Source organism: Alphaproteobacteria bacterium (assembly GCA_018063245.1).
Lineage (GTDB): Bacteria > Pseudomonadota > Alphaproteobacteria > JAGPBS01 > JAGPBS01 > JAGPBS01.
In genome coordinates this window covers 20,353-37,365 of sequence record JAGPBS010000019.1, presented here as the reverse complement: position 1 = coordinate 37,365, position 17,013 = coordinate 20,353, and the positions used below count along the sequence as shown (strand labels likewise).

The window sequence follows — 17,013 nt, the reverse complement described above, 5'->3', positions numbered from 1 at the left end:
AAAAGAAAATTGTCTAACGCCTGGTCTTAAAATTTTTGCAGGTACTGTTGATTTTTCTGATCAACAAGGCAAGCTTGAATGGGCGGTTGCTTGGCCAGAGGAAGAAGTGAACAGTTATCTGTCCACTTATTGTAACACGATTCCAACGCCTCAAGGTGGTACGCACGAAAATGGTCTGAGGATGGCTTTAACACGCAGTATCAGATCATACGGAGAATTGATCGGCCAGAAAAAAGCATCGCAAATTACGCCTGATGATGTTTTGGAAGCCTCATTTATTTTATTGTCGATTTATATTCCATCCCCTCAATTTCAGGGCCAAACGAAGGAAAAATTGACGAACCCTGAAGCGGCGCGATTGGTTGAGCAAGCTTTGAAGGATCGGTTTGACCATTGGCTTTCCCTTGATCCAGGCTATGCAGAGACTCTGTTTAATACCATTTTTGATCGGGCCGAGGAAAGACGTAAGCGCAAGCAAGATAAAGAGCAAACACGCAAAACTGCAACGCGTCGTTTGCGTTTGCCAGGTAAATTATCGGATTGTTCTCGGAATGAGCCAAAAGGCACAGAGTTGTTTTTGGTTGAGGGTGATTCTGCTGGGGGATCAGCAAAACAAGGTCGTAATAGAGAGATTCAGGCCATTTTGCCATTGCGCGGTAAGATTTTAAACGTTGCCAATGCAACGCAAGATAAAATGCGAGCCAATCAAGAGCTGAGTGATTTGGTCTTAGCGTTAGGGTGCGGCATCGGCAAGGATTTTGATCTGTCAAAATTAAGATACGAAAAAATTATCATCATGACAGATGCTGACGTCGATGGCGCTCATATTGCCTCGCTTTTGATGACCTTTTTCTATCAGCAAATGCCAAAATTAATTGAGGCTGGCCATTTGTTTTTAGCTCAGCCCCCGCTTTACCGCTTGAGTCACAATAAAAAAAGTTTTTATGCTCATGATGATAATGAAAAAAATCATTTATTGGCAACAGAATTTGCCGGCATTAAAAAGGTTGATATTAGCCGATTTAAAGGTCTGGGTGAGATGCAGCCAAAGCAGCTCAAAGAAACAACGATGGATCCAGCAAATCGTGTTCTCTTGAAAGTGGTTCTTGAAGCAAAAGCATCGGGTGATAATGAAAATATTCACCTGAGTGAAGAAGAAAAAACGATTACTTTGTCAGAATTTGTTGAGAATTTAATGGGTAAAAATCCACAAAAACGCTATGAATTCATCCAAGAGAATGCATCATTTGAAATTGACTTAGATGTTTGAGGTGGTGTATTTTTGATTACATATTAAATAAGGAATAAAAAATGACACACCATCTTGATCTATCACTTACAAAGTATGAGAGCCCAATTGACAAGCCTTACGAGCCTGTAGCTCCTTTTGTTGACTTTTTGTGCACTGCTGCTATTTCAAATGAAGGACGACTTCTCAATCGTATAGGTGCTTCGCTTTCAATGTGTACTGTCGATGTTATTATTTGTTTGCGTCAGGTTAGTAAAAAAATAAGCACGGATAAAGGGTTTTGTGAGTTTTTTGCAAAGAATGCTAGTTTTTTTCTTGCCTATAAATATAGCCTTGATCTTTTGAAAAGATCAGTTCTGCTTCAATATTTTAATGCTTTTTTGCTAGATCAAAATCATGTAAGGCTACCCCATTTCATGGCGCTTATGGCGGAGCGTAATCAGCTCACAGATGTTCCTCTGAGTCGTTTGCGCATTACATCAGTTCTTGATCTTTTTTCTCCTCCGCCATCAAGAAAGATGGATTTATTCCAGAATTTAAGAGAAGAAGATCGCCCCGGGCTTCTTGGGGGAATTAAGGAGTTAGATCTTAGTTTTAATAGTGTGTTAGGGCCTGAATCTCTGGAAATTTTTTTGAAGACACCTCAATCTTTAGAAAGTTTAACTCTATCGAACGATGAACGATCTGTAGATGTACTTAGCCGTATGTCAGATCAGGACTTGAGCCGGGTTTTATCATCGGTGAAGCATTTTTCTTTATTTACAGAGTCTGAGGGTAATAGAGAGAAAGAATTAGACTTGTTTGCAAGAATGCTACGATTAGGCTCCTCTTTTGAGTCATGTAATATATTCTCATATGCTCATGTTTCAGCTTTGCTCGCTTCTTTAACGGATGAGGAACTTTTAAAGACTTTTTCGGCTGTTAAATACTTTCAGTTGAGCGACAGCCATATTGATGCAGTTCAATTAAAAAGAGTGATGAGTGTTTTATCTTCTTTAACAACTATTCGGGTGGAAGATTTTTATGATAACCCAGCTGATCGTTTTGTGTTTTTTGGGGTGTTTGATTCTTTGTCAGATCAAGATATTCACAGACTTTTTAGATCTGTTAAAGAAATGAGATTTGCAGGATCAGGCTTATTTCATGGTCAGATGCACCGGATTTTTAAGGTGATAAGTCACTTGAAAGAACTCTCCATAAAATCTGTTTCAAATGATTTCTCTTTTGCAGAATTGATTGATGATTTGAGCGAGGATGATTTGAGGCGGATTTTTGGGTCTGTTCGTTTTCTTGAGTTGGATTATGCAGAAGAGGATCACGAACCTTTAGCTCGTATTTTGAGAGCATCATCTTCCCTGAGAGAGCTGATTTTAAATAAGTGTAACGCTTTTTCAGGGCTAGTTATGAGTCTTTCAGAAAGAGAGTTAGATAGTTTCTTTTCAGCGCTATTGAGTTTGAGTTTCAGAGAAAGTGCCCTTAGTCATCAGGCTTTTGCAAGGTTTATGCCCTTTTCAAGATCATTGAATAGCTTGGATTGTACAGATTCAGATGAATCGACCATGCTCTCTCAATTAATTGAAGAATCAACAGATGAGCAGTTGCTTCTGTGTTTTGGACATCTGTCATCACTCAATATCTATCCGCTTGATTTATCAGTGCCTCAGATGGTTCGTTTGATAAAGGCCTGTGCTTCTCTTAAGATGTTTATCAATGAGCATTTCGAGAAGGTTGAGGAAATTATTGAGTCATTATCGGATGCTGAACTCGAGCAAACTCTGGGTCGATGGAGGAATTTCCCTCCTTTTAATAAAGACTTCTCTGCACAATCATTGGCAAGAATTTTGAGAGTAAATCCTTATATACGCTACAGTGATGTCATTCATCAACCTCATCTGGGTAATGCTTTAAAGAGTCTTTCTGATGAGCGATTCCGCCTGTTAATTGAATCTCAAATGGAATTGCCGGCCAATCAAATGTTTGGTAAGCCTGCAGAAGACGTCGTCAATTATAGATTTCTGAAAGAGACCAGATCATTGACGGCCTTGCAGGCTGTAAGCTTTGAAAATATATCATCGGTTATTGATAATTTACGAGATGAAGAGCTCTCAAAAGCCTTTGCGCATCTGGCGAGCGTGAGTCTTTATGGCCAACCCATTACGGTGAGCGCTTTGAAAAGAGTATTGAAGGCCGTATCGTCTTTAATATCTTTAGATGCGAAAGGATGTATTACTCTTTCAGGTGCAATTGATAAGCTCACAGATGAAGAATTGAATCGCTTTGGCGCTGAGCTTGAAGATCTTATACTGACAGATAGCAACATTTTACCGCGCGCTCTTCGGCGTTTGTTGAAGGCAGTCTCAGAGCTTATGATATTTAAAGCTCGTCGTTGTGAGTCGGTATCGTCAGCAATCGCTAAATTCTCTGATGCAGAATTGAGACGGATTTTTGGTCAAATAAGAGATTTGGATCTATCACACACAGCGATGCCAGCAGTTTCGCTTTGGAGATTATTAAATTCAGTTCAATCGCCTCAACTTTTGGACCTTGAAGGCTGTACAGCTTTTGCAAAAATTCTTTCTCAAATATCAAATGAAAAAGCTTCGACTCTCTTTGCAAAAACCGAAGAATTGTTTGTTGGTCATACAGGTTTGACAGTGGATGATCTCAAAAGGCTATTGAGAGCAGGATCTTCATTGAAAACTTTAGGGTTAGAAGATTTTTGCCTTTCTGACTTTATGGATGATGTGCCAGATGAGGAGCTGCTTGCCTTAATGAGAAATCTCAAAGATCTTTTTGTGACCAGTCAATCAGAAGAAAAAGTGAATTATGTGTATCATCAGATAGAAAGGTTGAATCGAATCATCCCAACTCTTACTGTGCGTCAAAATGAGGAAAGAGAAAATGAGGGCCAACTTCCATTTTAACTCACTCTCCCATTTGCAACAACATCCCTCTTTCTTTGGCTTGTTTGATAACACGGAAAAATAGAATGATGCTCAATCCAAAGTAAATCAGGTTGAGCAGAATGGCTTTGATGAAATAGTCCGTATTGAAAGTGCCATCTGTAATGACCTGTCTCATGCCTTCAAACACATAGGTTGTTGGTAAAAGGTATGAGACAGTTTGCAGCGATTCTGGCAGAACAGAAACAGGGTAATAGACAGCGCTTAAAGGCGCAATGAAGAAAACCAATGTCCAGGCTAAAGATTGAACCCCTTGTCCAAAACGCAGAATAAGCGTATTCACCAGAAAACCAATGGTCCAGCCTAAAATGAACATGTTCAAAAAGAAAGTCATCAGCGGCAAGCCAAGGGTGAAAATATTGAAATGATAGAACAAAGCAGCTAAAAGGGCAGCCGGCGTAAAGGCGATGAAAGTGCGCATAAGGCTGATGAGAATCAAGGACGAAACCCACTCCCAGTTTTTAAGCGGCGTGATGAGCAGATTACCTATATTTCTGGACCATATTTCTTCTAGAAAGGATAGGGAGAGCCCTACCTGACCACGCACAAGAATTTCGAAAAGTAGAACAGCAGAGATGAGAGCGCCCATGATCGAGAAATGCAAATTTGTTTGATCGCGTAGATAGGTGCTGATAAAACCCCAAAGTAAAACCTGCAACACTGGGAAATAAGCAATTTCAATGATCCGAAGCCATGAGGTGCGAATCAGGTAGAAATAACGCAGCACCATGGCGAAGATACGTTGCTTGCTTTCTAGAATGAGTGTGAACATTTTTAGGTCCTTTTATCGTCAAGGCCTAAGTCTAACATATGTTTGAGGAAAGAGAAAAAGGATATCTTGATTTGGGATTCTTTGAATGAAACTATTGTTGGATTGACTCGTCACTCAGAGGGCTCTCAAAGAGAGCCCGTGGAGTCTCTGGGATGTATCAATAAGCATTGTATTGTGTTTTGGTATTACAGAGATTCCACGCCACTCCTTAAGGGAGTGGCTCTGAATGACGATTTTTAAATCTCGTCAATTACGCCAATTTCCGTTTCGCTTCTTGCCATTTGGCTTCAAGGGCTTCGAGATCATCTTGTGGCGAGACTTCTTTTTCAATAAGGCGGAAACGGCCTTCAAATTTCCGATTCGCTTTCCGTAAAGCTGTTTCAGGATCAATGTTGTGATGACGTGCTAAATTGACAATCGTGAAAAAGAGATCACCAATCTCATCTTCAATATGCGCGGTATCTCTTTTAAGAGCGGCTTCTTTATACTCAGCAATTTCTTCATCGAGCTTATCAAGAATAGGCGGAATGCCTGGCCAGTCAAAACCGGTGCTAGCTGCTTTTTTCTGAATAAAGAGCGCGCGTGTTAAAGCCGGTAGGTTTTTTGAAATGCCATCAAGACACGATGTTTCAATCTCGCCACGTGCTGCTTTTTCTTCAGCTTTGATGCGTTTCCAATTGGCTTCAATTTCATCAATCGAAATATCGTTCTGTCCACCGAAAACATGAGGATGGCGTCTGAGCATTTTGGATGAAATGGCATGCACAACATCATCAAAATCAAAATAGCCATTTTCTTTGCCCATCTGACTATAGATCATCACTTGAAATAAAAGATCCCCCAGCTCATCTTTAAGGCCGACATAATCTTCATCTTCAATGGCTTCTACAACTTCATAAGCTTCTTCAAGTGTGTAGCAAGCAATAGTTTGAAAATTTTGTTCTAAATCCCAAGGGCAGCCTTTTTCTTTATCACGCAATTGCGCTGTGATGGCAAGAAGGTCTTCAATTGTCTTTTTTTGTTCAGTCATTTTTGAGCGAGGCGTAGCTGGTTAAGATCACTTTATGGAGACCATTGATGAAGCCTTCAGATGAGGCAAGAAGGCCCGTTTCACTGGTTTCAGGATTTGGCCAGAAAGTTTTTGTATGGCCGCCTGATTCAGTTGCCATCAATTCACCTACAAGATAACTACAAACATCAATTGAGGCCCCGATATAGCCATCAAACTTACCAGCAGCAACATAGCTGAGCTCAAGCGATGGGCAACCGAATGATCTGAAGCCTGCGCATTTTTGACTTAAATACTGAAGCTGTTTGAAATAGGCGTTTTGGTGAAGTTCAGGAAAGGGAGGCATTTTCATAACCAAATGGGCTTCTTTGAGTACTTTGCGATTTGGCATGTAGAGTCTTGTGTTATTGAGAAAAGCACCAACGCCAAATTGAGTCCAGTAGAGTTCATTTGTGACCGGATCAAAGATAATACCAGCTTTTGTTTTCCCTTTTTTGATATAGGCAATTGTGATGCACCAGAAAGGAATGCCAGATTGAAAATTCTCAGCCCCTTCAAGAGGATTGAAAATAAACAGCTCTTCATGGTCATTCAGAATGGTGTGTGGTTGGGGAAGCGAAAGAATCGTGAATTCGGATCGGGTTTTTTGCAGCTCTTCAGCAAGAATCGATGCTGCTTTCTCACGTGCCTTTTGCATAAAAGCTTCAGGTGATTTTTTTGAGATTTGTAATTTCTCAATCTCGTTAAAATCGCGCAACAAAAGCATACCCGCTTTTTCAGCGGCGCGAACCATAATGTTAATATTGGCAGAGCGTAAAGCCATGTTAAACCCTTTCTTCAAATCTCACTTTGTTTAAAATCATACTGCCATCTGGATGATCAGATGGCAAAAATTGTATTGTCTAATCCTTAGCGCGCTCAACGTAGGACGAATCTTCTGTCCGAACGACAATGCGCATGCCTGCTCCAATATGAGGAGGCACCATTACTTTAATCCCATTATCAACAATGGCTGTTTTGTATGAGGAAGAAGCCGTTTGTCCTTTGACAACGGGATCAGCTTCCAGAACTTCAACAGTGACTGTTGCTGGCAGATTCACATAAAGAACGTCATGTTCATAAACACCGCACTGTACAACCATGCCTTCCTGAAGGAAAGAGGCTGCATCACCAATCACATCATGATGAACGCTGATTTGCTCAAAGGAGGCCACATTCATAAATGTAAACATATCGCCATCAGCGAAGAGGAATTGGTAATCTTCTTCATCAACGCGAACACGTTCAACACTTTCAGTTGTGCGGTAGCGTTCATTGGTTTTAATGCCTGTTTTGATGTCTTTCATTTCAACTTGAATAAAGGCGCCGCCTTTTCCAGGTTGAATGATTTGGTATTTTGTGACAACCCAAAGCTTATTATTCTGCTCGAGAACATTTCCGGTGCGCAAGGTATTGGCTTGAACTTTCATGATGGATCCTTTACCGTTAAAAATTGAATTGTTTTATTTCTAGCAAAATTAAACAACTTTTGCAATGATACAATCTCTCATATAGGTAATTTTTGCTCTTAAGAATGGATACAGAGCTCATGACACATCAAAAAACACCCGTTTGGCACCCAGATTCATTTCTGCGCAAAAGGCCTTTTCTTGAAAAGCGCCTTTTTGTGATGAAGGCCATTCGGTCTTTTTTTGATGAGCAAGGCTTTTGGGAGGTTGAAACGCCAGCCTTGCAGATTAGTCCTGGGATGGAGCCTCATATCATGGCTTTCAAAACAGCCTATGAGCCGAATCATATTGATGATTCAAAGATCGATTATTATCTGCATACAAGTCCTGAATTTGCGATGAAAAAGCTTTTGGTGTCAGGGATGGAAAAAATCTATCAACTCGCCCATGCTTACAGAAATGGAGAGCGAAGCTCAAAGCATCATCCTGAATTCACCATGCTTGAGTGGTACAGAGCAGGGGCTGACTATCATGTGCTGATGGAAGATTGCCATCAGCTGCTTTTAAAAATAGCGCAGGGACTAGGCGTTCAAACAGTGACCTATGGGAATGTGTCTTGCGCCCTTGATCAGGGGCTTGAGATCTTAACAGTTGCGGACTCATTCATGCGGTATGCTGATATTGATTTGACCTTGAGTCTGGGCGATGGCGTGAGCGTTGATCGCGAAATTTTGGCAAAGCAAGCCATTGAAAAAGGGATGAGGGTGAGCGCTGATCATAGCTGGGAAGATATTTTCTTTATGGTTTTGCTTGAGAAAATTGAACCTTACCTTGGCTCAGGCAGGCCAACAATTCTGTGTGATTATCCTGCCGCGATGGCTGCACTCTCAAGACGTAAAAAATCGGATGCGCGCTATGCTGAACGCTTTGAGCTTTATATTTGCGGTCTTGAGCTTGCGAACGCCTTTTCTGAATTAACAGATTCAGGGGAGCAAGAGGCGCGATTTAAAGCAGATATGAATCTCAAAGAAAAGCTCTATGGCGTGCGCTATCCAATTGATCAGGAATTTCTGGAAGCTTTACGCTATGGCATGCCGGAATCAGCAGGGATTGCCATGGGGGTAGACAGGCTTATCATGTTGTTTGCAGGCGTGACAGAGATTGAAGATGTTCTCTATGTTCCCTTGGCCACACATTCTTAATAAATGTTAAAAAAAAGTTAAGATTGACTTGACATTTAGGCTCTGATGATTTTAAATGATTGTTCAGACTGGTGTCCCTAATTGAATTGGGGCGTAATAAGAATAAAAATATTTTTAAAATCGACAATTAAAGAGGAGAGCTATAATGTCACAAATTACTTATCCAGATGTTGCTGGATTTCAGCCATTTTTTCCGCATAAATGTTTTGAAACCTACTCAAAGTCTCCTGATGGTTTTGAGGATGGAGTTCTTGCCGGCCGCGTAAGACCAGATGTCTTTTTGCGAAATGTTTTAAGTGTTCTTCACTTCGCTGAGATTAAAAAAATTCCTGTTGTTCGTCCTGCTGTTAAGGATGCGCTATCAGATATTTTGAAATTTCTTCAAGATCCTCATAATCATCTCCTTAAGCTTCAAATTGAGTTTAAAGTAAATCCTTTTTTGGCGTCAATCGGATCAGTAGATTTGGCTGAGAAAGTTGAGCTTGTTTCAGTTCCGAAGCATACACGTGTCGCAGTTGCAAAAAAAGTACAGGAAGTCACACTTCAAGAAGTTGTTCCAGCAAAAATGACAAAACAAGATGCAAGAAAGGCATTGTCTTCTGCATTTTCTTTAGATGTTATGAACAAGTTTGATCAATCTATGCGTACTCATTCAAAACTGCTTGGTAATAAGCCATTATCATTCTTTAAGATTGTTCTTGACGCAATTTACCCATATCTTGCTGAAACTTTAGAGGAAGCAAGTTCATATGAGCAAATTCATCGTAAGCTTTCGCTTATTTGGCATGAAGACCATGTTAACGATCCTGAACAGAAGGCGGTTTTAGGTATTTATTTCCGCTTGTTTGAGTTTGTTCTGTCAAATATGAAAGAAGAAGATAAAAATGAACGTATCACAAGTGCCGAATTTAAAAAAATAGCAACACGTCAGTTGAGATATGAAGCGGTTGATTTAAAAGAAGCTCTGGCTTTTTTTGAGGCATCAAAGAATTTTTCTTTGCAAACAAGGCGTTTTGAGCTCGTTGGGTTGCATGTTCGTAATATAGATGATTATATTGATCAAAATATTTTAACTGAAGACCAATTCTATGCCTTTTTTGGATTGTTTCAACCGGCGCCTGCTCAACCTGATGTTGCATCAGAAAATATGAGAGAATCCTTTAATAGTTTGATTGAAACAGCGGACTCTCTAGAAGTGTTAAGAAAAAATGCAATTTATGCCTATGCATACCGTAAGGTCTGGGATACTGCTTTGCTTAAGTTTATCGCCTCGCCAGAGATGAGATCAAAAGTGACCTTTGTGACTTTTCTTTATTGTGCAAAAGCAATTGAGGTGGCACTGCAAGCTGAAGAATCTATTAGGCCTAAAAAATTCGAAATAAAACTTGATTTGTGGGCTGTTGCGACAGCATTGTATCAAAAATTTAATGACTATAGTAAGAAATCACACAAAGAGAATAGGGCTGGTTTTTCAGTTGCTGAGAGAGAGCCTTTGCCAATCAAGAAGCCTCCAACACTGCCGCCACGTCCTCAAGCAGCAAAAAAGATGCCAGCTTAACTGGTCAAAAATGTAAAAAAACCAGGCATTATGCCTGGTTTTTTTGTCAGTTTAAGGGGCTCTTGAAAATACTCCTTTAAGCTTTTGGGAGGTAATCTTTATAATACTGTTTAAATCCATTTAAGAGATTTTCTCTGTCTGTGTCATCAAGGTGCACATCTTCTTGAATCCATTTAATATATTTAGGAATCATTCCTTTTTCGTCATCAGATGGTTTGCAGCCAGGTGAAAAGAATAAGTTTGAAAGCCACAGATAGTCCTCTAGGAATCTGACATCATATGAAGTTGCTTTCGAATAGCTTTCTTTAAGGTGATCGAATGATTTCAATATTTCAAGATGTTCGTGAACTCTCGTTAAAGTATCTGGTGAGGATTCGACATGATCATCTGCTTGTCTGAGCCATGCCATAGCAAGATCAATATTGACAGGCACTCTTGGGTCTGTATGTGTTAAATGTAATAGTCCAATTAATACATAGGCATGGTAATAGCCCATATTGGCGACAGTACGATATTGTTTCAGTGCATATTCCAGATTGGGCTTGTTTTCAGGCATGCCTTTGCCGGTGTAGGCTAGATTACCAATGGCAATAAAGCATTGAACAGTCGGAAGAGCCGGTGTTGCTTCACGTACGCCAAGTTCATAGGCTTTTAAAGCGGCTTGATAATCTGGTTGGCCGGTTGCATTATGACCTTGTTCTTCCATTTGGCCTAAGATGTAAGCAGATTCAGGATCTAGGTACTGATCAATCAAAAAGTCTAGAGAGTGCTTTGCGTCAACATAATCTGGGTTTGGGTGAAGCAAATGCAGTCTGACCAAATTTTTATGCGCAGGATATTGGATTTCTGGTTTGCTGAGAGCACCTGCACAAGAAGCGATCGCTTTCTCAATTTCAATCATGATGCTAATTGTCTCTTCAGTGTGAGGTAAGCATTTGTAGGCAGTTCCAATTTCGATGAGTCTTGAGAGGTATTGATCTATAAAACGCAGTCGATCGTTTGGTTCCATAACCGTATCTGCTATTAAAAAGGGTGGATAGACGCGTAAAGCATGTACAGTTGTCGTAATCTCATTGAGCAGCTTATCTATGAAATTATTATCAAGAAGCAATTGGAAATCATAATTGATTGCTTGGAAGTAAGCATCTTTGTGACTCTCTTTAAATTTTTCGAGCTCTTCAGTGATTTCATGTAAATCTTCTGGCGTGAAAATATAACCTATCTTTTTTGCTTGCCTGAAATGAGCCAAGGCTTCAAGAGGGGCTGGTGGACAGTCAGGATCTAGTGTTTTAAACTTAAGAAGACCTTTCTCGACATGACCGATTGGATCTTTTAACGCAATGACTTTATCATAATACATAGCAGCCATTTTATAGTTTGGTTTCTTTTCAGGTGATCCCTGTGCTGCAATTTGCCCCAATTCTAAATAAGCTAATCGAGTGTATTTTTTGTCGCTACTTTGATCGTATTTGATACAGAGTGTGTAGTATCGCGCAGCCGCTGTAAAATCAGGATTTCCAGATTCTGTTTTACCATCTTGATACATTTTTGCAATAAAGTAAGCAGCTTCAACGTCTTGATGAGACTGAATGAGCGTACTATATACTTGCATTGCTTTTTTATAATCAGGCTTTGGATTTAAAGTTAGAGATCCATAAAGAGCTGCAATCTTTTTTCGCTCAACGATCGCAACACCAATTTCTTTGTCAAAGAATGCTTGGGTTGCTGCAATTTCATGCATTCTGATTCTTTCGAGTGCATTTTCAGCGGTGAATTCAGTAAGGCTCTCTTCGTAGACTTGTGTTTGAATTTGCATGGCATGGATATGTCCAAGTTTTGCAGATTTTTGGAAATAATCCAGGGCCATATCAAAGTCTTTGTCTGAATTTTGCTCTTTCCATCTGTCTAAGTAGAAAGCACCTAATTGATAATAGGCGATTTTAATTTCTTCAGGACGCGCTTCAAACGCCTCTGGGTGTGTTTCAAAATCATGAACACCAGCTTTGTACCATTCGATAGATTTTTCGGTATCCTTTTGTCCATCTTGTGTTGTTCCATCTCTGTAGAAGTCACCTAGGAGAATTTTTGCTGAGGTGACAAATTTGCGTTGATCTGGATCGGTGATATCTTCAAATTTCATATTTGCTGTTGTAAAAGCGTGCGCAAAAGCCGTGACATTATTTCTGTATTCTGCAAGCCAATGAACCGTGTTCGAGTATATCGTGGCAAGATGAAAGCGTGCTTCGATGTTCCCGGCTGTCATAGCCATTTTGTAGTAATGGAGCATCAGTTCTATTTTATTTAAACCTGCCTGGCATTGTTTCATGTAAATGCGCGCTAAAAAGAGCATAGAGGGAATATGTTCATTCGTAACTGCTGCTTGGTAGTGTTCGATAGCTTTATCAATCTGGTCATTTGTGTAATAGTGTCCAGCTAAATGAACATGTGCCATGGTGGCATCTTCTCTTGCTGCTCGATAGAGTAGCTGGAGAGCCAGCTCAATTTTTTCTCGCGTCTGTTTTGTCGTATTTGTGTCTGGGTCCAGAACGTCGTGTTTGCGTAATAATGAAAATCCGAGGCCGACCATCGCGACTGCATTTCCCCGTCTTGCTGAAATTTCATAATTGATTCTGAAGGATGCCATTGCGTTCAATGGAGTCACATGAGAAGAGCTTGAATAAATAGCTCTAGATCCAATGATTTGCATTGCCTGGTTCGACCCTTGAGATGAGGCTTTGTTGAGCAGTCGATTTGTCTCGCTGTTATGCTCTTCAGCTTTTTGCGGGTCTAATAAAGCCTCTATACTTTGTTGTTGGTGATAGAGGCCGAGATAATTTAGGGCTTGATAATGACCCCATTCAGCAAGGGCAACGGCTTCTGGTGTTTCTTCGTAAATGGGTTTTGTAATATCTTTTAAAAAGATTTTGGCATACTCAGGGTCAACTAACAGTAACTCGTTATAAAGAGCTTTGTATTCCTCAGCGACTTGATGCCATTTGATTGTATCTGGAACGTACTTTCCAATATCTTCAGTCTTTTTTGTGAGACGTAACGTAAGGGAAATGCAGTTAAGATATGTTAGAACCTCTTGAGGAGCATTTTTTATCTTTTCATTGAGGGCTTTGTTTTTGTCAAGCTCACGCGTGATTGCTTTAAAGCCATCTGCCCATTTAAAATAATAGTCAAAAGAAATGTCATCTTTGGGCATTTTCTTTTCCAAGGTATCAACTGAACCCGCTTCTACAAACATGTTTAGAAAGCGACCAACAGGTAGAATGTCAGTCCCTTTGGGTTTCATGATTGGATATTCACTAAGTGTTCTGAGTTCTTGGTCTAATTCTTTTTGACTTATGTGTGAGAGGTGAGACATAAAAATATTTCCTTTCAAGAAAAATAGAGGCCGTCTTTATAATATCGATGCAGTCAATCTTTAAGACTGATGAATGAATTTGCAATATAATGAATAGGCTAGAAAAATGCAACAATTATGTCGTTTGTTGACATGCTGCTGCGTAACATTTTCTAAAACCCGTTAATAAACCTTCTATGTGATCTTTATCAAGCACTGTTTCTGCTTCAAGCCAATGGATATAATGAGGAATTTTCTTTTGATCTTCAGGGCTTGCAAATTCACCAGAAAAGAAGGTGTGCTCCATCCAATTATAATCTTTTAAAAATTTAATGTCGTAGTAAATTGCCTTATCAAAGGCAGCTTGCAATTCCGGATCCTGTTCATAGATAAAGAGTTTGGCTTCAATAGAGTCAATAACATCTGTCGTTAAATCTAGGCCATCTTTGACGCCAGTTTTAAAAGTACGCATTGCATAGTCAATGTCTGGTAATGTCTCTGGATCATTATTGCTTAGACATATAAATCCAATATCAAGGTAAGACTGAAGGTCTCCTAATAAGAGCGCTTTTTCGTAATAAGCAATGGCTCTCATTTTATCAAAAAGCATAGATGCATAAATATAGCCGATTGTTTTGTATGCGCTCATAACAACATTACTTTGTTGACTTAATTGCGCAAGATCGAGGATAAATTCATTTAAGAGAAGGCGTCTTTTGATTCCTTCCGGATCGACTGCTTGTGGTTTGTCTGTTTGTGCTATTAATTTTTGAACTGTGTTGTTGATGAATACTGAGTCTGCTTCGCTTAATGATGGTTTTGCTGTTTTTATTTTATCCAGATAGAGGCGCCCTTGGGCCCAATCTTCTTTGAGAGTTGGATGATCTGGCTGTACGAAAAGACATGCAGTTTGAATCATAGCGCCCATATCGCCCAAGTCTGCTGCTTTTTTGAGATATGTAAAAGCCAGACGTGCGTTTGGTGCAGGTAGGCCTTGAACTGGTGTTGTTGCGAGCCTACTCAGCGCTAGGGCGGATTTTATTTGTGGCTCATGTCTATCACCGCCTTCAATTTTTAATGATTTGAGATAGCAAGTTTGCGCTTCTTTAAAATCAGGCTCTCCTGTGAGGCAATGAGCTGTTTCATATAAATGCGCTATCATGTACATATTTTCAGCAGCTTTTGTTTTGAGTTGAGCTGCAAGCGCTGGTTTTGAATGCTTTGCTTTATCGGCATATAGCGTATCGAGCTCGCGCATTGAATTGATATGTTCGTTTTGCGCTGCTTTTTCAAAGTACTCAATAGCACGATTGAGTTTGTTTTTTTTATGATAATATGTGCCAAGATAAAAATAAGCAAAGGTTGAATCTTCATCAGCGGCCTCATTCAAAAACTTAAGGGCTGGCGTTACTTGTGCAACTGTGCCATGCAAAATACCGGTTGCAGGGTCTCGCATTTGGTGCGGATTCAAAAGAGCGTTGCCAAGCCGAGCTTTTGCATTTGGATTGCCTCGCCTTGTTGCTAAATCATAATGTTTTATCATCCTTAAATAGAATTCTTGAGCACCTTTAGGATCTTCAGCAGCATCACCAAGCATTCTTCGGTAGATATCTCCTGTTGTGATAATTGCCTCATCTGCCCCTCTTATACAGGCTCTATCAAGATAGGTGAATCCAGTATTAAATTGCTCATCTTTTTGATCTTCAGTTAAGGGTTCATCAGTGCTTCTTTCTAAGTAAAATAGGGCCATATAAGTGAGTGCTAAAAAATACCCAGTTTCTGCAAGTCTTTCGATAAAGGGAGTTAGGGTGTAACCCTCAATTGAGGGCTTTTCTGGAAAGAGGTTTGTATAATCAGGATCTTCCTTTTTGAGCTGAGTTAGGGTGTCTAAGTAAGTTTCATGTGTTTTTCTCCACTTTGCTGAGTAAAGAGGGTATTTTGCAAGATCTACGTCTAATTGAATCAAACGTTGCGAAAGCTCTACGCCTTTTAGGTAGCCTGTAATATTGAGAGGTGCTTTTTTGATTTTTTTGCGGACATTTTTGTTGGTTGACAGTTCTTTTGCAAGATCTTTTTGGCCATCCATCCAATTTGTGTAGTAGTCCCATGAGAGAGGCTGCTGAGAAAGTCTTGCTTTTGCTTCTTCAAGCGTTGGCGCTGTGACAATCATGTTCAGAAATTGTGCAGCTGTGATGAGGTCTACTGCCTTTGGTCGAATATATTGGTACCCTGATGTTTGGCCGTATCCGGTAATAGTGACGCTTGCTCTAGATGGTGGCATAGGTAAGTTCGACATCTCAATTCCTTTTTTGTTATTCTTGTCACGAGGTCATAATATACAATTGCAATATATTAAATAGGCCACTCAAAAGCAAGTGATTATAAAGTAAATCCTAACGTTCTGTAGTAATCTCTTAAGGCAAACCAATAGGCCGTAAAAATTCGACTGATAGCGCCCTGAAAGCAAGTGGTTGCTTGATCATCAATCTGTGCAACAGAATGAGCAAAAGATGTCGTTTCATTGAAAACTGTGTTTTGCTCTTCTTCAATGAATGTCAGGAGCACATAAAGACGTAAAAGCGTATCTTGAAGAGAAACACCGCCCGTTTCAGCGACTTCTATATTTTGAATGAGATAGGAGCCAAAGCAGTTATCAACCCCCGTTTTATAACGTGGGTTGTTTGCATAGTAAGGATGTTTTATGAAGAGCTCTTTGAGCTCATTGAGTTTGCTTGCGCGATCTTGATTAAACTGATCCCATTTTTCTTTGAGCGGCGCTGACATGTTGAATGCGGCAAGAGCGCTGTCTTTAATAGGGCGCACAACAGTTTGGTTGAAGTGATGAGCATCAGCTTGCCAGTTGGTTGCATGCTTTTCTTTGAAAGAGAGGAAAGTATCATAGGAAAGATTCAAGGATTCACAGAGGTTTTTGGTGTGTTCTGTGTCATCTGTTGTTTCCACGGTGAGTTGGATTGCAAGCGCTTCATCAAGGTTTTCTTGCATGATTTGTTCTTCTGCAGCCATTTGTTCCTGCAAGAGTTCAGATGTCAGTTCTTCTGTGTGAGTTGTATCTGATATGGTTCCCTCAGATGGAGGGGTAACGAAAATCATGCGTTCAGTCAGTGTTTCAGTTTGCATTGATTGCAAGAGATAGTCATCGATTGCTTGCTGGATGTCAGCTCTTTTTTGGCTAAAATTCTCATCGATAAAAAGATCAAAAGACGTATAGCCATCAGCGCTTTGCTGCTCGTATTTGCCAAGGCTCTCGCCTGTCATGAGATTGATTTTGAATGTTAAAGCGTTACGCGTTTCTGAGTCAATACACTGAATGATCGCTTCAGTTTTCGTACGACTCTCTTCAAAAGCAATAAATGATGACATGTCTATTCTCCTGTTAGAATCTATTTTTCTACAGTAATACATAATCATGATTTAGAGCATAATAAAAATACCCCTAAGGCTT

11 protein-coding genes are annotated in these 17,013 nt (G+C 40.0%); 4 read left to right on the top strand and 7 right to left on the bottom strand.

The genetic code is table 11. The annotated features are described in order from the left end of the window. Together KBF71_04080 and KBF71_04075 are read left to right on the top strand one after the other, a co-directional pair. On the top strand, window positions 1-1,270 hold a 1,270-nt coding region (locus KBF71_04080; protein MBP9877495.1), incomplete at its 5' end, for a DNA topoisomerase IV subunit B. 41 nt (window positions 1,271-1,311) lie between these two features. Continuing rightward, the gene (locus KBF71_04075; GenBank protein ID MBP9877494.1) at window positions 1,312-4,173 is read left to right on the top strand and encodes a hypothetical protein; all 2,862 of its coding nucleotides are present in this window, start codon (window positions 1,312-1,314) and stop codon (window positions 4,171-4,173) included. Between the two features lies 1 nt (window position 4,174). On the opposite strand, the gene KBF71_04070 is transcribed toward KBF71_04075, so the two are convergent. The 4 genes from KBF71_04070 to efp form a co-directional block, all read right to left on the bottom strand. Next, entirely contained in the window at window positions 4,175-4,984 is an 810-nt protein-coding gene (locus tag KBF71_04070; protein ID MBP9877493.1) for an ABC transporter permease, read from the bottom strand. Between the two features lie 250 nt (window positions 4,985-5,234). Further along, a complete protein-coding gene (gene mazG, locus KBF71_04065; protein MBP9877492.1) occupies window positions 5,235-6,014 on the bottom strand; it encodes a nucleoside triphosphate pyrophosphohydrolase in 780 nt (259 codons plus the stop codon). Continuing rightward, window positions 6,007-6,816: an inositol monophosphatase gene (locus tag KBF71_04060; protein MBP9877491.1), complete on the bottom strand. Its 810-nt coding sequence runs from the start codon at window positions 6,814-6,816 to the stop codon at window positions 6,007-6,009. Before KBF71_04060 ends, mazG begins: the two co-directional genes overlap by 8 nt. A gap of 79 nt (window positions 6,817-6,895) precedes the next feature. Further along, on the bottom strand, window positions 6,896-7,462 hold the full coding sequence (gene efp / locus KBF71_04055) for an elongation factor P (GenBank protein MBP9877490.1): 567 nt from the start codon (window positions 7,460-7,462) through the stop codon (window positions 6,896-6,898). A gap of 119 nt (window positions 7,463-7,581) precedes the next feature. On the opposite strand from efp, the gene genX reads away from it, so the two are divergent. Both genX and KBF71_04045 read left to right on the top strand, forming a co-directional pair. Next, window positions 7,582-8,643, top strand: coding sequence for an EF-P lysine aminoacylase GenX (genX, locus tag KBF71_04050; GenBank protein ID MBP9877489.1), 1,062 nt, complete (start codon window positions 7,582-7,584; stop codon window positions 8,641-8,643). A gap of 145 nt (window positions 8,644-8,788) precedes the next feature. After that, window positions 8,789-10,201, top strand: a complete 1,413-nt coding sequence (locus KBF71_04045) for a hypothetical protein (protein ID MBP9877488.1) — start codon at window positions 8,789-8,791, stop codon at window positions 10,199-10,201. 76 nt (window positions 10,202-10,277) lie between these two features. Here KBF71_04045 and KBF71_04040 read toward each other — a convergent pair whose 3' ends face one another. The 3 genes from KBF71_04040 to KBF71_04030 form a co-directional block, all read right to left on the bottom strand. Next, window positions 10,278-13,571: a sel1 repeat family protein gene (locus KBF71_04040; protein MBP9877487.1), complete on the bottom strand. Its 3,294-nt coding sequence runs from the start codon at window positions 13,569-13,571 to the stop codon at window positions 10,278-10,280. A gap of 115 nt (window positions 13,572-13,686) precedes the next feature. Then, the gene (locus KBF71_04035) at window positions 13,687-15,846 is read right to left on the bottom strand and encodes a sel1 repeat family protein (protein ID MBP9877486.1); all 2,160 of its coding nucleotides are present in this window, start codon (window positions 15,844-15,846) and stop codon (window positions 13,687-13,689) included. A gap of 83 nt (window positions 15,847-15,929) precedes the next feature. After that, entirely contained in the window at window positions 15,930-16,931 is a 1,002-nt protein-coding gene (locus KBF71_04030; GenBank protein MBP9877485.1) for a hypothetical protein, read from the bottom strand. Between the last annotated feature and the right edge of the window lie 82 nt (window positions 16,932-17,013).